At 51.7% G+C, this 20,055-nt stretch carries 15 protein-coding genes; all 15 read right to left on the reverse strand.

The annotated features are described in order from the left end of the window. Positions 1-2: 2 nt before the first annotated feature. The gene (locus CWO84_RS03340; protein WP_033157182.1) at positions 3-650 is read right to left on the reverse strand and encodes an acetyltransferase; all 648 of its coding nucleotides are present in this window, start codon (positions 648-650) and stop codon (positions 3-5) included. Further along, positions 647-1,714, reverse strand: coding sequence for an N-acetylneuraminate synthase (neuB, locus tag CWO84_RS03345; protein WP_101051790.1), 1,068 nt, complete (start codon positions 1,712-1,714; stop codon positions 647-649). Before neuB ends, CWO84_RS03340 begins: the two co-directional genes overlap by 4 nt. Continuing rightward, complete coding sequence (neuC, locus tag CWO84_RS03350) at positions 1,711-2,889, reverse strand: UDP-N-acetylglucosamine 2-epimerase (RefSeq protein ID WP_101051791.1); 1,179 nt, start codon at positions 2,887-2,889, stop codon at positions 1,711-1,713. The genes neuB and neuC overlap by 4 nt, the downstream gene beginning before the upstream one ends. Beyond that, positions 2,889-4,028, reverse strand: a complete 1,140-nt coding sequence (locus CWO84_RS03355; protein ID WP_101051792.1) for a LegC family aminotransferase — start codon at positions 4,026-4,028, stop codon at positions 2,889-2,891. The genes neuC and CWO84_RS03355 overlap by 1 nt, the downstream gene beginning before the upstream one ends. After that, complete coding sequence (locus tag CWO84_RS03360) at positions 4,021-5,001, reverse strand: NAD-dependent 4,6-dehydratase LegB (protein ID WP_033157186.1); 981 nt, start codon at positions 4,999-5,001, stop codon at positions 4,021-4,023. Before CWO84_RS03360 ends, CWO84_RS03355 begins: the two co-directional genes overlap by 8 nt. Further along, a complete protein-coding gene (locus tag CWO84_RS03365; protein WP_033157187.1) occupies positions 4,998-5,699 on the reverse strand; it encodes an acylneuraminate cytidylyltransferase family protein in 702 nt (233 codons plus the stop codon). Before CWO84_RS03365 ends, CWO84_RS03360 begins: the two co-directional genes overlap by 4 nt. 19 nt (positions 5,700-5,718) lie before the next feature. Then, complete coding sequence (locus tag CWO84_RS03370) at positions 5,719-7,395, reverse strand: hypothetical protein (protein WP_101051793.1); 1,677 nt, start codon at positions 7,393-7,395, stop codon at positions 5,719-5,721. A gap of 25 nt (positions 7,396-7,420) precedes the next feature. Then, positions 7,421-8,182 (reverse strand): TylF/MycF/NovP-related O-methyltransferase, encoded by a 762-nt coding sequence (locus CWO84_RS03375; protein ID WP_101051794.1) that lies wholly within the window; start codon positions 8,180-8,182, stop codon positions 7,421-7,423. 33 nt (positions 8,183-8,215) lie between these two features. Then, the gene (locus tag CWO84_RS03380; protein ID WP_240617951.1) at positions 8,216-9,388 is read right to left on the reverse strand and encodes a class I SAM-dependent methyltransferase; all 1,173 of its coding nucleotides are present in this window, start codon (positions 9,386-9,388) and stop codon (positions 8,216-8,218) included. Positions 9,389-9,391: 3 nt separating this feature from the next. Further along, positions 9,392-10,243, reverse strand: a complete 852-nt coding sequence (locus CWO84_RS03385; protein WP_101051796.1) for a phytanoyl-CoA dioxygenase family protein — start codon at positions 10,241-10,243, stop codon at positions 9,392-9,394. 331 nt (positions 10,244-10,574) lie between these two features. Continuing rightward, complete coding sequence (locus CWO84_RS03390) at positions 10,575-11,765, reverse strand: glycosyltransferase (RefSeq protein WP_133120640.1); 1,191 nt, start codon at positions 11,763-11,765, stop codon at positions 10,575-10,577. Then, the gene (locus CWO84_RS03395) at positions 11,723-13,654 is read right to left on the reverse strand and encodes a radical SAM protein (protein ID WP_101051798.1); all 1,932 of its coding nucleotides are present in this window, start codon (positions 13,652-13,654) and stop codon (positions 11,723-11,725) included. The genes CWO84_RS03390 and CWO84_RS03395 overlap by 43 nt, the downstream gene beginning before the upstream one ends. Before the next feature lie 12 nt (positions 13,655-13,666). Beyond that, positions 13,667-14,821, reverse strand: a complete 1,155-nt coding sequence (locus CWO84_RS03400; protein ID WP_101051799.1) for a glycosyltransferase family 1 protein — start codon at positions 14,819-14,821, stop codon at positions 13,667-13,669. Continuing rightward, positions 14,818-18,630, reverse strand: a complete 3,813-nt coding sequence (locus CWO84_RS03405; protein ID WP_101051800.1) for a glycosyltransferase — start codon at positions 18,628-18,630, stop codon at positions 14,818-14,820. Before CWO84_RS03405 ends, CWO84_RS03400 begins: the two co-directional genes overlap by 4 nt. A 17-nt stretch (positions 18,631-18,647) precedes the next feature. After that, positions 18,648-20,039 (reverse strand): radical SAM protein, encoded by a 1,392-nt coding sequence (locus tag CWO84_RS03410; protein ID WP_051670076.1) that lies wholly within the window; start codon positions 20,037-20,039, stop codon positions 18,648-18,650. Positions 20,040-20,055: the final 16 nt, after the last annotated feature.

Below are 20,055 nucleotides of genomic sequence, written 5' to 3' on the forward strand. Positions count from 1 at the left end.
TATCAATCCTGTTGCAAATCCTGTATGTGCGAACGCGGCGGATAGACAATCTGCTTGCAACCGACATCGCGCGTCACCACGCTGCCCGCGCCCACCACACTGCCGGAACCGATACGTAGGCCTTGTATGATGGTGGCGCCGGTGCCAATGTGCACCTTATCGCCCAATTCCACTCCGCCACTCAGGACCGCGCCGGGCGCTATATGGACATCCCGCCCGATCCGGCAATCGTGCTCGACAATCGCCCCGCTGTTTACGATGCAGTTTTCAGCAATTTGTGTGCCTGCCTGAATAATGGCACCCGCCATGACCTGTACGCCCTCAGCCAGTTGCACATCGCTTGCTGTAAACGCGCGAGGATCGACCACTGTTTGAAACCGATAACCTTGCGCCACACATCGTTGATACAAGGTCTCGCGCAAGCCTGCATCGCGCGGTAGAGAACCAATGCCGTTAACTAACGCGATACCATCCGCCGCATAAGCCCGTATAGCCGAGTCGTCGCCCAGTACCCTCACTCCGAAGTGCTCGCTGCCGGGCAGTCGGTGAGGATCGGCTATGCCCAGTATCTCAATCTCCAACCGCCGTAACATGTCGAGCAGCACCCGCGCATGTCCGCCGCTTCCCAGCAAAATGACCGGCTTACTCATTCGATCAAGTCATCAACGTCATAACGACGACGACTGGTTTGACCAAGCAATCGCCAATATTCCATCGGACTCAAACCGGTTCCAGGCCGCTTGGTCGTCAAATTTTCGGCACTAAAAGTTTCACCCGCCGCTATCAAACTATTCGCCACCAAACTTTTGCGGGCAACCGTACGATTTTGTAATTCCACGGCTTGCGGCATCTTGCCGGGCCGGCCAAGCGCCTGTTCGACGGCGCGAATATCGCGCACCATTTGCTTTAATTCAGCGGGTTCCAGTGACACTTGGTGATCAGGGCCTTTTTGACTTCGGTCCAAGGTGAAATGTTTTTCTATCAATACCGCGCCCCGCGCCACGGCGGCAATCGGCACGACCAGTCCTTCGGTGTGATCCGAATAGCCGACCGGCAGACAAAAAGCCTGCTGCAACACGTCCATCGCCCGCAAATTTACATCCTTCATCGGTGTCGGATATTCGCTGGTGCAATGCAGCAAGGTGATTTTTTCATGTAAAACCGCTTGCCCCGCTTCCGAACTGTAGGCTTGTTGAAATGCCGCCAAAGACGGTTGCTTCCCACCCAACAAGCCAAACGCCAAAACCCCCAGCGCGGTTTCCACCTCACCTAGCGTAGCCATGCCGGTGGAGACAATGATGTCCTTGCCGGTTTGGGCGTGGGCCAGCAAAAACGGACCATTGGTAATCTCACCGGACGGAATTTTCAATTTGGATAGACCAAGCTCGTCCACCAAAAACGCCAAACTATCGAAATCAAATGCGGTCGAAAGAAACTCGATACCTTGGCGCTGGCAATAATCACGCAACTGAAAATGAAATTCATATTTCAACTCCAGCTTGCGCAGCATGTCCAATTGGCTCTCGGCTGCGCCTGTGGTGTGTTTTTGATATTCCGCCTTGCTCGCGAACTGGGTGACCAGTTTCTCGGCTTTGAAGGTCTGGAACTTCACGGCATCGGCACCCGCCGCGACTGCAGCATCGACCAAGTGCATAGCGGTTTGCAAACTACCGTTATGATTGACACCCGCCTCGGCAATGATGAACACACTCATTCAAGCACCTCTAAATCGAAAAAACGCTTCTTCAGCAGCCCATTCATCGGCGTCTGCTTCAGTAAATCTTTGATCTTCAGCGATGCGCCGCCTCGCCCGTAGGGATTTTCAACCTGCGCCAAGGTGTCGGTAAAGGCCCCGGAAAATACCGTGAGCAAGGCAGCGCGGATCGCATCGGCCTGCGGCTGGCAATGCAATACGCTATCCGCACAAATTCGTCCCCGCTGGCGATCACCGATATTGACAGTAGCGATACGAAAAGCCGGCGCTTCTATGATACCGCTGGACGAATTGCCGACTACCGCATCGACCAACTTCAGGGTCGACAAATAACGCAGAGAACCCAGGGAAATAAAGCTGGCGACTCGGCAGGAATGGCGTTGCCGATACTCCTCTATCATGCTGGCGATAACCCGGCCATCGGCATCGGCATTGGCATGAGTAAATATGATATGCACATCGTCAAACTCATCCAAAGCCTGCAGCAGCTGGGCAAACTGCTCTGTAGCCGTCGCAGCTTCCAAAGTCACCGGATGAAAGGTGACCAACAAATTGCGTTTACCAAACTTGAAATCCAGCGCCTGTTCCAGCTCAGCTTTATCCAGCAATGGCAACTTATAAACACTATCCAACCCCGGTGCGCCAACGTTGAACACCCGGTCCGGTTGTTCGCCCAGTTGAATCACCCGCTGCCGATAAATCTCGGTTGACGTGAAATGCAGATGAGCCATCTTGCTGATAGCATGGCGAATCGCGTCGTCGACCGCGCCTTCGGTGAGTTCGCCGCCATGAATATGGGCAATTGGGATGCGTAAATTCATCGCCGCTTGCGCCGCCGCGAATATCTCGAATCGATCGCCGAGCACCACGACGATATCCGGTTGTAAATCGTCTAAGGCATCGGCGAAACCGATCAAGCCCAAACCCATGGCCTTGCTGATGCCCACCGGCGTATCCGACGACAACAACATTTCCACCTTGCGGTTGATCGTAAAACCATCGGCAGCAATTTGCTGCCAAGTCAAACCGAACTCCGGCGACAAATGCATGCCGGTCACGACTAACTGTAATTCTAGGTCCGGGTCCGCTTGAATTTCCTTCAGTAACCAATACAGCAAACCGTACTCAGCGCGTGAGCCGGTGACAACACAGATTTTGCGCGGCGCGCCAGCCATCACGAAACCACACTGCTGGGCACATTGACCAGCCGCTCGGCCAGCCGGCGCGATTGCAGCAGATTATCGCGCTGGCAATGTTGGTACATCGGCAAATCAGACATCAGCTCCCACAGCGGCCGAGTCATCACACCGCGGGTATTGCACAATTCCAGAAAGGCGTCGCGCTGCGTATGGTCATCGAGCAACAAAGCGTTGAGCCAGTAATTGGCATCAGCGCCAGCCGGTTCTTCGACGATTTGCGCACCGTTGGCTTGCGCCCAATCCAGATAACGTTGCGCCAATCCACGTTTAAGTTCGACAAATCTCGGCAATTGCTCGAGTTGCGCCAGCCCCAGGGCGGCATTCAAATTCGGCATCCGGTAGTTGTAACCGATTTGGTCATGTTCGAATTTCCAGGCATGCGGTAATTTAGCCGTGGTCGTCAGGTGTTTGGCCCGACGCGCCAGTTCCTCGTCGTCGGTCAAAATCATGCCGCCGCCGCCCGTGGTGATGATCTTGTTACCGTTGAAGCTAAGCACCCCAAGTTTGCCGAAAGTGCCGCAATGCTGGCCATTGAGTCGGCTACCCAACGCTTCCGCGGCATCTTCCACCAACGGCATGCCGAAGTCGTCGCATACTCGAATCAACCCAGCCAGATCGCAAGGATGGCCGAAGGTATGCATCGGCAAACAGGCGGCGATGCGCTTGCCGCTGGTTTTGTTGTAAACGCCATCATCGCAGCGTTCGCCGAATCGATCCAAAAACTCCGCCAAGGCCAGCGGCGACAAACCTAGCGTCGCCGCATCAATATCAACAAACACCGGCTCGGCACCGCAGTAATGAATCGCATTGCAGGTGGCGACAAAAGTCACCGCTTGAGTAATCACTTCTTCGCCGGGCTGAACGCCGGCCAGCAACAGGGCAACGTGCAGCGCCGCGGTGCCGTTGACGGTGGCTATCGCGTGCTTGGCACCGGTGTATGCAGCGATTTTGCTTTCGAACTCGGTGACATACGGGCCGACACTAGACACGAAGGTACTGTCGATCACATCCAGCAGATACTGTTTTTCGTTACCGGCGAAGCGCGGTTCGTGCAAAGGGATGAATTGTTCGGTTTGATAAATCTCCCGGACCAAGCGGATAAAGCTGTCAAACATTGTAAATATCCGCTTTGTATCGTTTCAGATTATCCGGCTCGGTAAACCAGGCTACGGTGCGGCGCAAACCCTCCTCCAAAGTCACTTGCGGGGCAAAACCGGTCAGTTGTTTGATCTTGGTGTTGTCGCACCACAAGCGGTTCACTTCGGACTTCTCCGGCCGCAACCTTTGCTCGTCCACCAAAAATTCGACATCGCTGGCCATGATGCTTTTGATCAGATTCAGCGTTTCGCCGACAGAAATTTCGAAATTGGAGCCGATATTCACCGTCTCGCCGATGGCTTGCGCCGACTCGGCCAACGCGATAAAACCCCGGCAAGTGTCTTCTACATAATTAAAATCGCGCGTCGGCGCGACATCACCCAGTTGAATCTGTTTTTTACCGGCGGCAATTTGCGTAATGATGGTCGGAATCACCGCGCGCGCCGATTGCCGGGGACCATAGGTATTGAAGGGTCGTGCAATGGTGACAGGCATATTGAAGGCATTGAAAAAACTCATCGCCATCGCATCGGCGGCAATTTTCGACGCACTATACGGAGACTGCGGCTGCAACGGATGTTTCTCGTCGATCGGCACATATTGTGCGGTGCCGTACACTTCACTGGTTGAGGTATGAATTAGGCGTTTAACGCCATTATCCCGAGCGGCCTGACAGATGTTCAGCGTGCCGCGAATGTTGGTATCGACATAGCTGTCCGGCGCCTGGTAGGAATACGGGATGGCAATTAATGCCGCCAAATGAAACACAACATCAATATCCCGACAAGCAATCCGGCAAAACTGCGGATCACGGACATCGCCGCAGATCACCTCTATCTCATTTTTACAGGCAGCCTCCTCCAGCCAACCCCAACTATTAAAAGAGTTGTATTGGGTGAGTGCACGCACCTGAAAGCCGCGCGCCGCAAGCATTTCCACCAGATGCGAGCCGATAAAACCGTCGGCGCCGGTGACTAAAACCTTGTTCATACCAATCCTTGTTTAATGTACGCCTCAGCGATGGCCCAATCTTCTTCGGTGTCAATATCCAGACTTTGGATTGCATTCATGATCAGCGGCACCGTCTTTGGCGGGTAAAACGATTTGTGCTCCAGTAAATAATCGGTCTTGCATAAGTACATCGCGCCATTCGGTGTCAGCAATGGCTGGCTTTGTTGACGCGACGTCTGGGTGGGTTTTTGATTGTCCAAGGGCAACATATGACCACTCTCAAGGCGAAACAAAGTAGTCAAATCGCGGTGAATTTCCTTGCAGCCGACTACCGCATCAACTTGCCTATCGCTGACCATGGCAACAGCCTCCCGAATTATAGCCGCAGAACGAAACGGCGAGGTTGGTTGCAACCACATCATTAATTCCGGCCGGTAACCATATACAGCGATAAACCAATCTGCAGCATGCTCAACCACCGAGAAAGCCGCGACACTATCTCCCGAATAAACAGAAGGACGAAGAAACGGAACGCAGAGCCCTTCTTTACGCCCCAATACCGCATAATGCTCAGAGTCAGTCGATAAAATCGCCAAGCTATCCGGAACAGCCGCTCGGACAACGCTTTCGGCAGTCCAGGCAAGTAAGGGCCGCCCGTCCAGCAATTTCACGTTTTTATCCATCAGTCCTTTGGAACCCGAGCGGGCCGGCACCACGATCAAAACCCGTATTTTCATCTATCGGTCTGGTAGATAGTTAGCAGACTGAATCGGCCAACAATGCGCTCCGCTGCTGCGCGCAAAGCTGATAAAACGCAATCAAACGCTGAATTTGTTTATCCATACACAAATACTCTCGAGCGGCCAACACACCTTCACGTAGCTCCCGCCAATCCAAACCTTGCAAGAAATTGGGCAAGTCGTGAAGTTGGGCACTGGAGATAGCCACTCCGCAGCGATGTTGCTCAACAAATTCGGCAGTTGCCTCAGCGCGACGACTCACTAAGACGGGTAAGCCCGCTTCCAGATACATGAACAATTTAGCAGGAATCAAGGTTTTAAAATGTTCCGGCCCCACTAAAAGCTCATCAGAATAATCGTAAACGATCAAACCCAGATCGTAAGTGCTAATGATTTGGGCAATACGCTCCGGCAACTCACCCTTTAGGAAACGGTAATTCGGGTATTGTTCTGCCAGCGTCAAATGGGCTGTATACACATTTGCATAGTCTTCTTCGGCAATCTTGAGCGGATTGTTGTATACGTCCAGAACCAAACCCTGACTGATGATCGTTTCGACGGTATCGACCAACTGCGCATCACCGAACAGTTCGGCAGGATGCTTGGAATTGATGGGAGGAACGCCACCGGCAAACACCAGCCTAGGTTGTTCGGGTATTGGCCTTTCAGCATCGGCAGTGACGCAAAACTCCGGCAGCGGGTAACACAAGAACTGTAACCAGCGCATCCTCCGTCTGGCTCCATCAAACAAATCGACAATGCGGCTACTGCCCTGATAGACAACGCCATCGACATGGTTTACCAAGTATGTCTCACACACCAGTTGTACTTTTTGCATCGCATCCACACCATCGCCCCAAGTTTGCCGCATATAAGGCAGTAACTGCGGTAGGTCATCCGGTGCAAAAAAAAATGAGTTTAAATCCATCAACTCAACGAACTGCCGGCAGCTACTCGGTAAAAACGCATCGATTAACACGGGAATATGGTAGCGAAACAGCCAACCTTGAGTATGAATTACCGCCCCACTTGCGCCTTTCAACCACAACAAAAAACTAAGCAGATCGGTCGACAGAATCTCATCGAAATATCCGGCCTTGTGGTCTCGCAAATCGGGATTAAAGGTAACCGCTAACGTGTAGAAGCCCTGTCTACGCAAACTAACACTCATTCTTAGCTGGTTGTAATACGCATTTTTGGCGACAAACAAAACCACTGGCGCACTAGCTGCCAATCGTTGATTCAATCGCTCTGCCAAGTCCCGTCGATGCTGATTCAATAACAAGGCATAAGCAAGTTCCACATCGGGATTGTCAATACCCAGCACACCGGCTTCCGTCGCGTTGGCCTTATTAGCGACAAGCGCGTTAAGTACGGCATCTGCAGTTCGACCACGTTGCAGCGGCACACCACAATATTGACGCCGATTCGTTGAATTATCGAGCGGATCAATCGCTACTCGATACGGCAGGTCGGCCAGTTGTTCGCATAACAAGCCGGTCACCGGCGAAATCCCACGAATCGCCACCGTGCCGCTAGGTAAATACTGTCGCAACACAGTGATCAAGGCTTGCGCGTAAACCGCATGATTAAACGACTCGCCATTCAGCATTTCACGCCAACCATCGCCCAATGCAGCCAGCGCCGCTGTTCTTAGGACAGCGGTATCGGTAAGTGCATCGCTAAGATTCATGGCAGTACATCCTTCAGCATTTGGATTAAGGCTTGATCAGATAGGCTGCCGGCGAGTTAGTCCACTCCAATGTGAGCAGCCTTAGATTCGGCTGATTCGCAAAAAACTCGTCCACCGCTTGGCTTTCGCCTTCCCACTCCTTCAAGGCATATTCATCGAACAGCACCACTCCCCCCCGGCTAACTTTCGGCCAAATTGCCTCTAAGGCGGCTTTGGTCGGCGTATACAAATCGCAATCAAAATGCACTAATGAAAACCGGACGCCAGGATTTTCAGCCACAAAACGCGGCACAGTGTCACCAATATCCCCTTCGATGAGTTTCACCCTGGGCTTCCAAGGCACAAACCGGTCAGCATCGAAAATAGCCAATGCCGCTTCCAGCTCGGATTTAAAGCCCGATGAATCGTAACCACCCAGGACTTTATCGACTTCAGCAGTGGGCTTACCGTCCTGCGCAGCGAATTCGGTGAATCCCCGCCAATTGTCAAAGCCATAAACAACTTTGGTCCGATCACCAATCGCATAGGTTTCCAGTAAATTAGCCCAAGTCATCAGACTTAGGCCCCGAAACACGCCAAACTCAGCAATATCGCCCGGTACGTTCAACGTGTGTTTGAACAGTTCGGCATGTGCCAAAAACCGTTTTAACCACTGCCGACGCGCTAGCACTGGAAACAGCTTGACGGCAGTCAGCGGATCGATAGCAAAGTTGGCACAATGTTCTTGCAGTCTGTCTTCGGTGGATTGATCGGTACCCGTTTTGCGAAAACCGTCGAATGTACTCATACGTCTCCTGAACGTTTAAAGAAGCTGCTTGACCTAGGCCGGCGGCAGCAGATAATTACTACCCGCACCGATTCGGCGGCAAATTTTTTCAGCCGTGCTGCGGGGCAGTGGCATCAAGATATTGCCTAATTCCGGTACCTCACTCGGCGCAAATACCGGGCATCCTCGATAAAGTTGCCCCTGGCGAGTCCGATCCTCATCCACGAAGAATCCTACCCGCTCCTCCAGCAAACCATGTAACCAGTTCGCTCCAATCGAAGTACCGAAAATCCCTAAGCGCTCGCTTTCGACACTCAGCGCTTGATCTTGCAGGTCGCGCAGCCAAGCAATGCTAGCCTCTACTTCAGCTCGCGACTTGGCCAACTCATTAGCCGAATGAACTACTGAAGGTTCGCCAGGCTTTACGACAATGCTGATTTCCTTGGGGATCAAATCAATATCGATAGTCTCGATCACCAATCCTGCCCTCGCCAGCAGGCTTGAAATACTCGAGCACGTGAAGTGTGAGCAATGATCAAAAATCGCTAAGTCAAAGGGAGAGCTGGGAAAATGCGGTATCTGGATTAAAGCCCGGCTATCGGTGTGCATCAATGACCGCATACCCTGCAGAAAGCAGAGAGGCTCGGTGACATGCTCAAGTACATGCACAGCGGTTATGAGATCGAATGTACCGGCAATTTCGCACAAATCGCCGGCAAACACTTCCTGCACGCAGGGGACGGCAAGCACCCGCTGCCGATCCGGCAAATTGGGATCGTAGCCAAATAATCGCCAGCCGTTTGCAAGCTTGGAAAACGCTGTCAAGGTTGGGCCTGTGCCGCAGCCCAGGTCAAGAAACGTACCGCCTGACGTCAATGGCCGCCGTTGAAAATAATGCCCAAACATCAATTCCGAGCGCGGCAGGGCCGTTCCGCTAAGCTGATCAAAAATCACTTGCTCGGTACGATTGGGCGTTTGATGGTAAAGGTCGTAACTAGCATAAATTTGTGCGGCGGACTGTCGCCATAAGGCATCGACCACTTTTTGCACCAAACCACAGTTCAAACAAATCGCCACAGCAAACGATGCCGGCCAAGCTCGGCAATCAGAAGAGACTGCTGCTAAGTCAGCCGACTCGTTAAATACGCTTAACGAATCGGCGCTGCAAGCGTGGCAGACAGGCACTGCCGACACATCCGGCATTGTTGAATTAGATTGCCCGGACAATGCTCAGACCAAAGGAAAAGCCGAGCAATCGATCAACGCGCCAGCAGCCAAATTGATTTGGGCATTCATGCTGGCTGCAGTACCTTGGCGCGGCGAATAGCGGGTCGGACCAACTAAATAACGCAACGAAATCGCTCGTCGTTGTCGGGTAGTGGAAGTATTTGGAAACGAACGATGCCAAGTTCGACCGTCGTGCACTGCGACGCCACCGACCCTTAAGCTAACTGCAAACGTGTCGAATTTATCGTCGGCGAAATCGGCCGGGGTCAAGCAAATTTGCCCATCGCCCAGGTTCGCACCGGAATGCAAATCAAACGGCGCACTGACACCGGCTTTATGGCTGCCTATTGCATATTCCAATCCACCATTTTCGGGATCGACATCATCCAGAGGAATCCATAACGCAATCTGATTTTGCGGATCAAAAGGAAAAAACGGATTGTCCTGGTGCCAGCTAAGCATACCGCCCTCCAAAGGAGGCTTGGAAAACACGATAGTCTCAAACAGACGCAGTTCCATTTCACCTTGACTGACTTGCGCCAACTGCCGGGCAATTTGAGTAGCCGCGTGCCCAAGCGCTATCTCGGACAACGCGGGGAACTCAGCCAGCGGCCTTATGCGCTTTACGTCACCCTGAACGTGACGCCAAAACACCGCCGCCGGGCGGTCGACCGGTAGCTCGCTCGGCGTCGCGCTGGCGCAGAACGCTTGCCATTCCTCTGAAACACGCAGCAACAAATTAGTATCAAAATAGTCGTTAACGGCAATAAAGCCCTGTTCGCAGAACCGTTCGGCATTTGATACCGACAGGGGTTCCGGTAGGTTAGAACGACCTCGAGAATAGTGATTTGACATATGTTGTATGTGTACCCAATTGATTAACACTTGACCTACCCATCGGGCCACCCCGATGGACGCAATGAATTCAAACGCTTTCCAAGCAACATGTGGCGACCTCAAAACGACGCCATACCCGGACAATTTAGTTATCGGCAGCGGTAGCAGAAACCTAAAATACCGACATCCAACTCTATTTTGTCAGATTTCATCCGGCCTTACCGCAGATGACCCCCAAATAAAGATTGCCGGAACTAAGTCCCAGTGAGAATCAAAGCTGCCGCCCAAATCACTGGATGCCAGTCTCCATGTTGGTGTAACGGGCTTACTTCGAATCAGACAAATTAGATTAGCAGGCGACTTTATAACCCAAACCGGCCAAATCAGCCAAAATGGCTTCGGCCCGATGCCGCCAGGTATGGGCCTGACGCACCGCCTTTACTGCAGCGGAACGAATCTTTTGCGCAGCCAGTGGCTGATTTAGGTAATATCGGCATATATCACCGACCTGATCGACATCGAATTCCAGGTAATGCAACCCAGGAACAAAGAAATTCCTGATTCCGCCGCCTACTAATTCGTCCCAGTGATTTTTTTTAATTAAAATCAAACCACCGGAAGCCATACAATCCATCACCCGAAAATGCGCAGACTCGCCTTCGTGCAAGTTGATTTGCGAACCGGCATATACTTGGCGCATCTGCATAACACTATCCAGCTGGCAATGATAATAAGGCCGATAAACGTCCCAATCATTCCAGTTTTGCGGACCAAACAGCGCCAAATCAGTTACTGTCAGGATATTGTCAATTAACTCGCGCCGATTCAGCATGCGAATTAATCGCCCGCTGACGTCATATTCGAGTTTATTAGTCAGCTTTACCGTTCGATTGAAGTAATCTTTGGCAACAGTTTGCAGCAACGCCAAATAATCGTCATGCACGTTCAAATAATTACGCTGGCTAGTGATACGACTCTCTAAAATCGGCAACACCTCGCCAAACCGCAACGGTATAGAATCTGCTGAAATATCGGCATCCAATTCGTCCATAGACCAGGGCTTGGGGATATGCCCAACAAAACTAGCCGGGTACCGCACATCGGGAGTAGCGGGGTAATAATCGTTCAGGCACGCCCCCGGCGCCAGCCAACGATAAAAGCCATCGTAGCAAAACTTATCCAGCCAATTGGCGCTGAACAAGTACGTTATCTCGCTACCATAAAAATCGCTAATGACACGACCATTAAAATCGACAAGCCAACAAATATGGATAATATGCTTCGGTAAAAACGGCACATCGTTGCGAGCTCGATTCATTTCAAAAATCACATCCGGACGATACTGGTTTATCCAATCGGATAAACCAGCCTGATCGAGCAAGCCGCAACAGTAACTTACCTCCAAACCGGCTTGGCTAAACCCTTGCGCCATCTGTCTCGACAACATCCGATACCAACGGGTATCACGGGGTAAAAATAACGAAACCCGGCGAATTTTCATGCCTCGGAAATGGCGTTGCGGAAAAACTGATTCCAACAAATCACTTTTTTAGGTGTCACGTTCTGGTGTTTCAGCCAGTCCAAAACTTTTTGATATTCGATCCAAGGTAAAATCACCACGTTCTGCCCGTCGAGTTCCTTAACTCGGTCAATATCAAGCAATTGGGTCCGCCTATCCAAAAATAACTTGTCCTCTCGAAATGGCCGTGTATCGTAAACCGCTGCGACAAAGGTTTGATCAATCTTAATATCCTCTAAAAAGACTGTAGCAAACCGGTCTAGTGCGGGAATAAAAATTGCGTGCTGCTGATTTTCCGCTAAAGCATCCATTTCTGCCTGAAATCGGTCATAAACCAATTTCATGTGAGGAATATCCCTGGCCTTCAAATGCATTTTCCGCCCGCAATCCGGGCATAATACATTCATGCCCTGCACGCCAACGGGACCGTTTAAAAGAGGACCGTTTTCGTCCTGTTCGAACGGGAAAGGCAAATCCAAGGTTTGTTGATGACTGCAACACGGGCATTCAATAGTAATTCTTGATTTCCAGCGTTCCAATATCTCCCCGGCTACCACTTTGGTGCAGCGCTTGCGGTGATTTTCATCGTTCAGCTCGCGCAGCGAGATATACCAATCCTTGTACTCCTCGTCGCTCATCTGCGTCATATTTACCTGACTGTTGTATAGATAGCCGGATATATTGCACAAACTGCGCATAAAGGTTTCACGGTCTGCAATTAAACCTTTTTCCAGCGCATAATGGTAAATGGGAGTACCGGCATATGGAATCACCGCCGACCAATCGCAAAAATATAATTGATTGTCTTGTTGAAACTGCAAACTCTCGCGGATGGTTTCTTGCGTTTCGGCCGGATCGCCGAATAAAAAATTGCCTTGGATGCCGATCTTCGCCTCGCGCACGATTTTTACCGCATCGGTAATGGTTTGCTTGGTAATTTTTTTCTTCATGCTGCCCAGTATCGCGTCGCTGCCGCTCTCTATGCCGAACGAAATATAATTGCAGCCGGTTTCCTTCATCATTTTCAGCATCGGCAAATCCAGCTGATCCATACGCAATTGGCAAAACCATTGAATATTCAGATTGCGCTGTTTCAGTAGATCGCAAAACTCGACCACCCTAGCCTTATTGGCCGAGAATAATTCGTCGTAAATCGAAAAGTTATTGATGCCGTAAGTTTGAATATACCCTTCGATTTGGTCGACCACCCGGCCAATGTCATGTTTTTTATACGTGCCCATGCCGGCGTGATGGCAAAAAGTGCATTTAAACGGGCAGGACCGACTGGCGGCAATCGGAAACGAGCGACCGGCGTCCAACCGGGTCAAATGATAGGAAAACTGGCCGTGTTCACCCTGCAAGCCGATATGCTCGCGTATTCCAAACGAATCCAAATCAGGCAACGGCAATTCGTCCAGGTATTTAGGCGACTCACCCTCGCCGGTGAATTTGGGCTTATCCGCGTCCCAGCACCATATCCCGGCGATTTTACGAACGTCGTCACCTTCTTCCAAGGCTTTCAACAAACGGGTGAAGATCAGCTCGCCCTCGCCGACCACCGCATAATTCGGCTGCAGTGTGTTCATCATCAACTCGCCTTCCACCGAGGTAATGCCGCCGCCCAATACGATGGGCACATCGGCGCGAATCGCCCGGATGGCTTTAATCAAACGGTCGATCTCGTTATACGCCACGGTCAATCCGCTGATGCCGATAATATCGACCTCTTCGTGCAACAAGGTATCGCACAAGGCCGGATTGCGCTTTTCCATAGGCATGTGATTGAAGTTCAAACCTATTACCTGATGCCCTTGGCTTTGGATATAGGCCGAAATATAAGCCAAGCCCAGAGGAAAGTACGAAGCGTTGGCCTGAGGATAATAACTGGGGGAAATCAAAAGGGTTTTCATCGCAATTACCTTTTAGACATAGGCTAAGTCGTGAATGATTTTTTCTGCACGGGCGCGCCAGGTATGTTTGGCTGCTATCAACGCCCGCACCTCGGCGACAATAGCCTGCCCCATCGCTCGGCCCTCTATGGCCTGCTGGTAAACATATTCGAAATTTTCGCTTTTAAACGCAAAGTAGTGCCGACTGGCGTCAAAGTGGTCGTGCAAACCGCGGCCAAGTAGAACTTCTGAATCGACCTCGTCGTTATCGTACCAAAACAATAAGCCGCCGGAAGCCAGGCAATCGATCGCGCGAAAGTGAAAACTGACCCCGTCGTGCAAATTGATGCGCGAATATTGATGTACTCGGTTCAACTCGGCCGGACAGTCTAAAAAATGCCGATAAAACGGCCGGTATTCGCGCCATTGCGCCCAATTGTCGCTACCGTAAATCGCAATCGATTTCGACTTACCCAGCGCGAAATTCAATAGCTCCGTGCGGTTTTGCACACGCTTGGTCCGCTCCATCAAATTGTAATAGCAAGCGTTTAAAAATTCGGGTTCGGGGGTCGCACCGGCTACGTCCAACAAATCGTCGATGATACGTTTTAAATCGCCGTGAGTTTTGATCTGCTCGCGTGTGGTTTGTAAATGCCTGTCGTAACGCTGCAACAACTCGGCAAAGGTCAACGTCGAGTCAGCGGCGACCGGTCGCGCCAATTCGGCAGCACTCCACGGCAACGGGATATGGCCAATAAAATTGAATTCCACATCCAGCGGCAGAGCCCCGGGCAACGGCTGAAAGGTTTCCACGCACGTGCCGGGCGGCAACCAATCTTGCAGCCCCCCGGTACAATAGTTGGCATCCCAGCCGGGATCAAAAAAATAAGTAATTTCGCTGCCGGCGATTTGCGCCTCAGTCCGCCCCTGAAAATCCACGATCCAAGCGATATGCGGGATTTTATACCGGTGTAAAGCCGGCATTTCGTTCTTGACCCGATTCATTTCAAACACCGCGTCCGGTTTATGCTGGGCCAACCAAGTGTGCATTTGCGCCTCGTTCAGCAAACCGCAACCGCCGCTGACCCGAACGTCCAGGCTGGAGAATGCGTCGCGCAAAAAGCCGTAAACCCGCCGATAAAACGGCGTATTACGCGGCATGAACAGTGCTAAATGTTGCAGCCTCATGCCACCGCCAACTTAGAAAACCGTTGACCCGCTGCCGTCAAGACACGCTTAGCCACAGCACGATAAGACAATTTGGCGTCCAGTCCGCGCAACGCATTGGCGGCAACCTGCTTGCGGGCCTCCGAGTTATTCAAGTAATACGCGGCTTTGGCTAGCAAATCGGCTTCGTCGTCATACAGCACGACGGCGTCAGCATCGAAGAACTCGCGCAACGGCGAGCCGTCGTAAAGCATCTGCCTAGACAACATAAATCGGCCGGCGGCGATGATTTCCAAGGCCCGCATGTGCAGCGTGACACCGGGATTGGCGTTCAAACAAATTTTAGCCCGTTGCATGATGCGGTTTAGCGCCGTACCGTTTTCAGCGACGCCACGGGCCAAGTCGGCAAACGCCGGATATGCCTCCCAATGCTTGCCGTAAAGTTGAATTTTCAAGTTCGGAAAAGCATCCATCAATAGCTGGATCGGCCAATATTTCATGCGATTCAAATACTCGCAATGCAGGCGATTGCCTTTTACACATAACAGCAAATCGAGGAGTCCGTCGCTAAGCGCGTAGCCATGTCGGGCAAACAAATCACGAAAATCGGCCGCCGTTTTCCCGGGATGCACTGTGCAGAACTCTTCAAATTCAGTCATCGTCATCGATGCGCAGTGGCGTTCGAGCACGGCGTACAACTCGCGCAACTGTACCAAACTCAGTGCACCGCTTCGAAGCATAGCGTCTTCTTGCTCAAGCAAGCTCATATCCAAACTAGGGTCGCGCAGGGGTTGTAAAGTTTTGCCTGGCGCCTCCAAATGACTGACCAGCAACACGTCGCAATCAATGGTTTCTTCCTCCAGCGGGTAATATTGGCTGTCATTGAATCCCAAAGGTAAAAACTGCAGCGGGTAGTCACCGTACAAGGGCAGCGTGTTGAAACTCAGCCAGCGCCGAGCAAACACAAAATTCAAATCAAACGGACCGGGCGCCATTTCATTGAAGCGAATATTCGGCAACATATCCTGTATCCAATTTACAAAAGGAACAGTTGCCGGGATACCTTCAAATTCATGCCGAAAATGGTCTATGGTTAAAATCAAGTCCGGTTTGAAGCGGTTGATCTCGTCAATCAGATGCTCGATGTTGGTTAGATAATAATTTTCTGTTTCGCTACACAGTAGCACCGTCGCACCCAATCTTTGAAAACCGTCCAGCCAGTCGCGCATGCAGTATTTCAAAAAGCTGGAGAAGCGCGAGATAAAGCCCATTACCCGCAATTCGCCAACTTTTTCCGCGCTGAATTTTTTCCGCCACTGTTCGCTGCTGATGCTCTGATAGTAGTCAGCAACTTGGCGCAAATTAGCGGCATGCCGTTCGACGCGGGCCTGCTTTGCATCGACCGACAGCTGATAAACACGCTCTGAGCTGATGGCGCCGTTGGGGTCTGGATTGAACAACATATCCGGCAGGGCTGCTTCGAACTTCGAAAACTCGGCGGTTAAATTAGCCTCCGCTGCGAGGTCGGAAAAAATCCGCAGACGGCGGGCCGCCAGCAGCGGCTGAAGGTCATGCAACAGCAAATTTAACAACCATACGGCCGGCTTGGTTTCGATCAAATACACCGGCACCTCAAATTCCGCCATTTCCGGAATCGGCGACTCGGTGGCGCGGAACGCCGCCAACAATTCGTAACCGGCACCCAAACCGACCAGCGCATAACAGCAGGTATTTTCCCGGGCCATTGTTTGCGCATTTTCGGCAATCAGGCGTCGGTGTTCGAGTAAGGCGATGTTATCCAGGCGATAAACTTGTTCGCCAGCCTGCGCTACCGATACCCGCCAGTACTCACCGCGTATAGCCTGATCAACGAAAATCGTAATAGGCTGTTGCGACCAAGCTGCCAACAGGGCTTCGTGCAAAGCCGGGCGATGCTGGGCCAAGCAGGCCAGATTGGTTTGCAACTGTGCCAAAAAAGTTTCCGAGCCAAATTCCGCGCCGGCAAGCACATGCAACTTATCGCCGAACAGTTCCGGCAACAGGGCGACTGGCTCCGGTGCGGGCTCAGCCACTTTAGCCAACAAGCGCAAGTCGCTCAGCTCGATCAAGCGTTCGGCAGCGGCCCGATAGGTAAACTGCGCGGCCAAACCCTCCGGCGCCTTGGCCGGTTGCAAGCGCTTATGCAGAATGTTGCGCAACTGATCGGCCGTCTTGAAGAACAAGCAATAGTCGTCCCAATACGGCGGCTCGGCCACATCCCGGCAATCGTAAACCACCGGGATACAACCGCAAGCGGCCGCTTCAGCCAACCTCTGCGAATTGATTTCGAACGGATGGCAAACCAAGGCATAGCGAACGGAACGGTAAACTTCCGCTACTGCTTCGCCGTGCGGCAATTCGCCTCGATAAAACGGTGCCACCTCGGCATCCTGATCCCAGTAGCGTCCGTAAACATCCACCGGCAGACCAGGATCGGCGCACAGCCACTTCACCGAATAATCGCGAATCACATAATGCAGTAATTTCCAAAACACAAATTCATAACTTAGCCCGCTGGTCTCGGCAATTTGCCGCACGCTCGCTTCGTCAAAGCAAGCGCCGGATTCCATCGCCGCAATCAAGCTATCCAGAGCCTGGCGATGTTGGCTATTGTCGATATTGATCACCGGCAGATAGGAACTGCCGACGAACACAATCTTGTCGGCTCGCGCCTGATTGTTACCGGCATGAAACACCACATCGTCTATCACAAAATGTAAGCGTTGCACCAAGGCGGCCTGGCGTTGCTCCAGATAACGATCAAACAGCGGCGAAATCGAAAAATTGAAATCCCGGGCTCGCCATTTCAGCGGCTGCGAATACTTCAATTGCGGCATCAAATCCTGCCACCAGACGATATTGACAATATCGTCGTGCATGAAACTGTTGTTCAAGCTGTTGACATACAAGCAGGCATGCGGGTCGAAATCGATATATTTTTCCAGCATATCGACCATATTGCTGCCTTCCATATCGTTATCCTGAATGTAAAACAGCACCTCCCAACCCAGAGCGGCAAAGGCCTTGGCCAAGCCTTGCGAGCTATATTGCATAACGGTGGTCAAACGACTCGTCGGGATAAATATCCGCGGCGGCCGATTGCCGACCCAACGCGGTGGCAAGGCCTTGGCTTTGTTCAGCAATTGTTGGATCAACCACAGGCGCCTGCGCTTGATCGATTCACCGGCTGCGGCAATATCCTGCCGGATGGCGGCCTTAACCTCCTCTTCCAAGCCGTCGGGAATATCAATATTTTCCGGAATACGCAAACGGGAGCGGATGAAAAATTCCTCGTAATCCGGCAATTCCAGATGTATCAAGTTCGGTAAGTCCGATTCGGGCAACTCGCCCCGGTAATAGCAAATCTGCAAACCGTCTATGGTGGGATGGCCGCAGGACACTCGATTGGCCTGCTTTGCCACGTTTAACGCCTGGAGCGGATCGATAAAATAGGTATCGAAATGCACATAGTCCGGCACGCGATATTGATTGCGGTACTGCATCACTTCGTCAATGACATCCCGGGGCATGTCGTTGAAATGTACGGCGCCGTCTTGAGAAATGGCGATCAGTTGCGGTATCGGTAATGAGTTGTGCGAAAAAAACTCGACAAACTTGTCGGCGGGAACCTGAATAAAATTCGGCAACACAATATCGGTCAACAGCCCGTCGTAATAGCAATATTGCCGGCGCACACTGCCGGATTCGTCGACGATGCTCTGTTGCTTGGACGCCTCCGCGTAGGCGTCCTCTATATTCAGAAAAAATATGTCCTTAACCGCCGAATTCATCGTGCATTCCAGCGCAATCAAATGAAGTTGATGTGTTCCGGCGGATTCTTCAAATCCCACAAAAACTTGTTCACATAATCCTGCCGGCAGCCGATGGCGCAGTCTTTATGCACATCCACCGATTCGGCCACATCTTTATGCACCTGCCAGTAGCGTTCGCTGGTGGCAACCAAGTCGTAAAAGGAATCGGTGTGCAAATCGCCTATGTAAAAACGCTCTTTATTGAAAAACGGCCCGCAAGGATAGATTTTGCCGTTGCCGGAAATCTGCAATAAAAACGGTGTGCCGAAACATTGGTCGTATTTGCGGTAGCCGTCCTTGTATAGATTGGTTTCGCCGGCGGCGTTGATTTTGTTCCATTTGGCCTGGACCACATAGCTGTCCGTACTCAGAGCTTCAGCTTGTTTCAGGACATCGCCGATTTTTAAGTAGGCGTCGTAATCGATACCAATTTCCTTGTACTCGGAATCCGAGCAATGCTTGATCACGAAATAATCCACACCCAATTCGGCGCCCAGTTTGGCTTCCGCCAGCACTTCGTCGAAGCATTCCGGGATTAACACCATCTGCAAGCCCAGTGTACATTTATAGTTGTTGGCTTTTTTGATCTTCACCAGTTCGCGAATCTTGTCGATCAACAAGTGAAAATTGACTTCCTTGGATTGATGCACTCGCCTGAAGCCTTCCGGGGTACCGGCGGATAGATTAAAGCGGATGTAGCTCATGTTTTTCAGCAAATCGTGGGCGCGATCCATGTCCAACAAAATGCCGTTAGTGGCCATTGCGGTATCGATACCTAATTCACCGGCCAGCACGGTGGCGTCGTAGAGAGTGGGGTTGAGCGTCGGTTCGCCGTCGCCGATGAACCCCAAAGAACGGACACCCAATTTGCCGCAGTCGCGGACAAAATTGAGCAGCGCTTCGCGGCCAATCATGGTGCCCTTGGTCATGTTCTGTACCACCGCGTAGCAATACAGGCAAGCCGTGTTGCAAAACTTGGTCAGCCCCATATCGATATGCACCGGCGCAAAGCGCTGGCCGTTTTGCCAGGCCTGCACCCTATCCAAATGATGCATCATTTTGTGTCCGTCGAAACGGAAGCGTTCTCGCTGGGTGCGAAAACTGGGGCCGGTGAACTGGTTGGGAACGTGTTGTTCATGCTCGCTCCCCGCTTCCAGACGAATGATGCCTTCTTGATCGTCGTGGGAAATGCTCTGTAATTTCTGTCCGGGCAATTTAGCCAACTGGCTGGTGTCGATAACCTGGTAGTCATTCGACAAAGCGCTACGGTCGACAATATTGTTGGAGGTCCGCAGTTTATGCCCGGGCTGGCTGAACATCGGCACATTGTCGGGTATATCAGTCACGGCGCTGTTGCCGAAACGATTGGTTTGTTCTGTTTTAGCCATGGTTTGATGCTCTGTT

The organism is Methylomonas sp. Kb3, assembly GCF_002834115.1.
Lineage (GTDB): Bacteria > Pseudomonadota > Gammaproteobacteria > Methylococcales > Methylomonadaceae > Methylomonas > Methylomonas defluvii.

What these genes read in the sequence shown, in the direction of transcription:
- CWO84_RS03340 (WP_033157182.1), bottom strand. Translation starts at nt 650, where the DNA reads ATGAGTAAGCCGGTCATTTTGCTGGGAAGCGGCGGACATGCGCGGGTG.
- neuB (WP_101051790.1), bottom strand. Translation starts at nt 1,714, where the DNA reads ATGAGTGTGTTCATCATTGCCGAGGCGGGTGTCAATCATAACGGTAGT.
- neuC (WP_101051791.1), bottom strand. Translation starts at nt 2,889, where the DNA reads ATGGCTGGCGCGCCGCGCAAAATCTGTGTTGTCACCGGCTCACGCGCT.
- CWO84_RS03355 (WP_101051792.1), bottom strand. Translation starts at nt 4,028, where the DNA reads ATGTTTGACAGCTTTATCCGCTTGGTCCGGGAGATTTATCAAACCGAA.
- CWO84_RS03360 (WP_033157186.1), bottom strand. Translation starts at nt 5,001, where the DNA reads ATGAACAAGGTTTTAGTCACCGGCGCCGACGGTTTTATCGGCTCGCAT.
- CWO84_RS03365 (WP_033157187.1), bottom strand. Translation starts at nt 5,699, where the DNA reads ATGAAAATACGGGTTTTGATCGTGGTGCCGGCCCGCTCGGGTTCCAAA.
- CWO84_RS03370 (WP_101051793.1), bottom strand. Translation starts at nt 7,395, where the DNA reads ATGAATCTTAGCGATGCACTTACCGATACCGCTGTCCTAAGAACAGCG.
- CWO84_RS03375 (WP_101051794.1), bottom strand. Translation starts at nt 8,182, where the DNA reads ATGAGTACATTCGACGGTTTTCGCAAAACGGGTACCGATCAATCCACC.
- CWO84_RS03385 (WP_101051796.1), bottom strand. Translation starts at nt 10,243, where the DNA reads ATGTCAAATCACTATTCTCGAGGTCGTTCTAACCTACCGGAACCCCTG.
- CWO84_RS03395 (WP_101051798.1), bottom strand. Translation starts at nt 13,654, where the DNA reads ATGAAAACCCTTTTGATTTCCCCCAGTTATTATCCTCAGGCCAACGCT.
- CWO84_RS03400 (WP_101051799.1), bottom strand. Translation starts at nt 14,821, where the DNA reads ATGAGGCTGCAACATTTAGCACTGTTCATGCCGCGTAATACGCCGTTT.
- CWO84_RS03405 (WP_101051800.1), bottom strand. Translation starts at nt 18,630, where the DNA reads ATGAATTCGGCGGTTAAGGACATATTTTTTCTGAATATAGAGGACGCC.
- CWO84_RS03410 (WP_051670076.1), bottom strand. Translation starts at nt 20,039, where the DNA reads ATGGCTAAAACAGAACAAACCAATCGTTTCGGCAACAGCGCCGTGACT.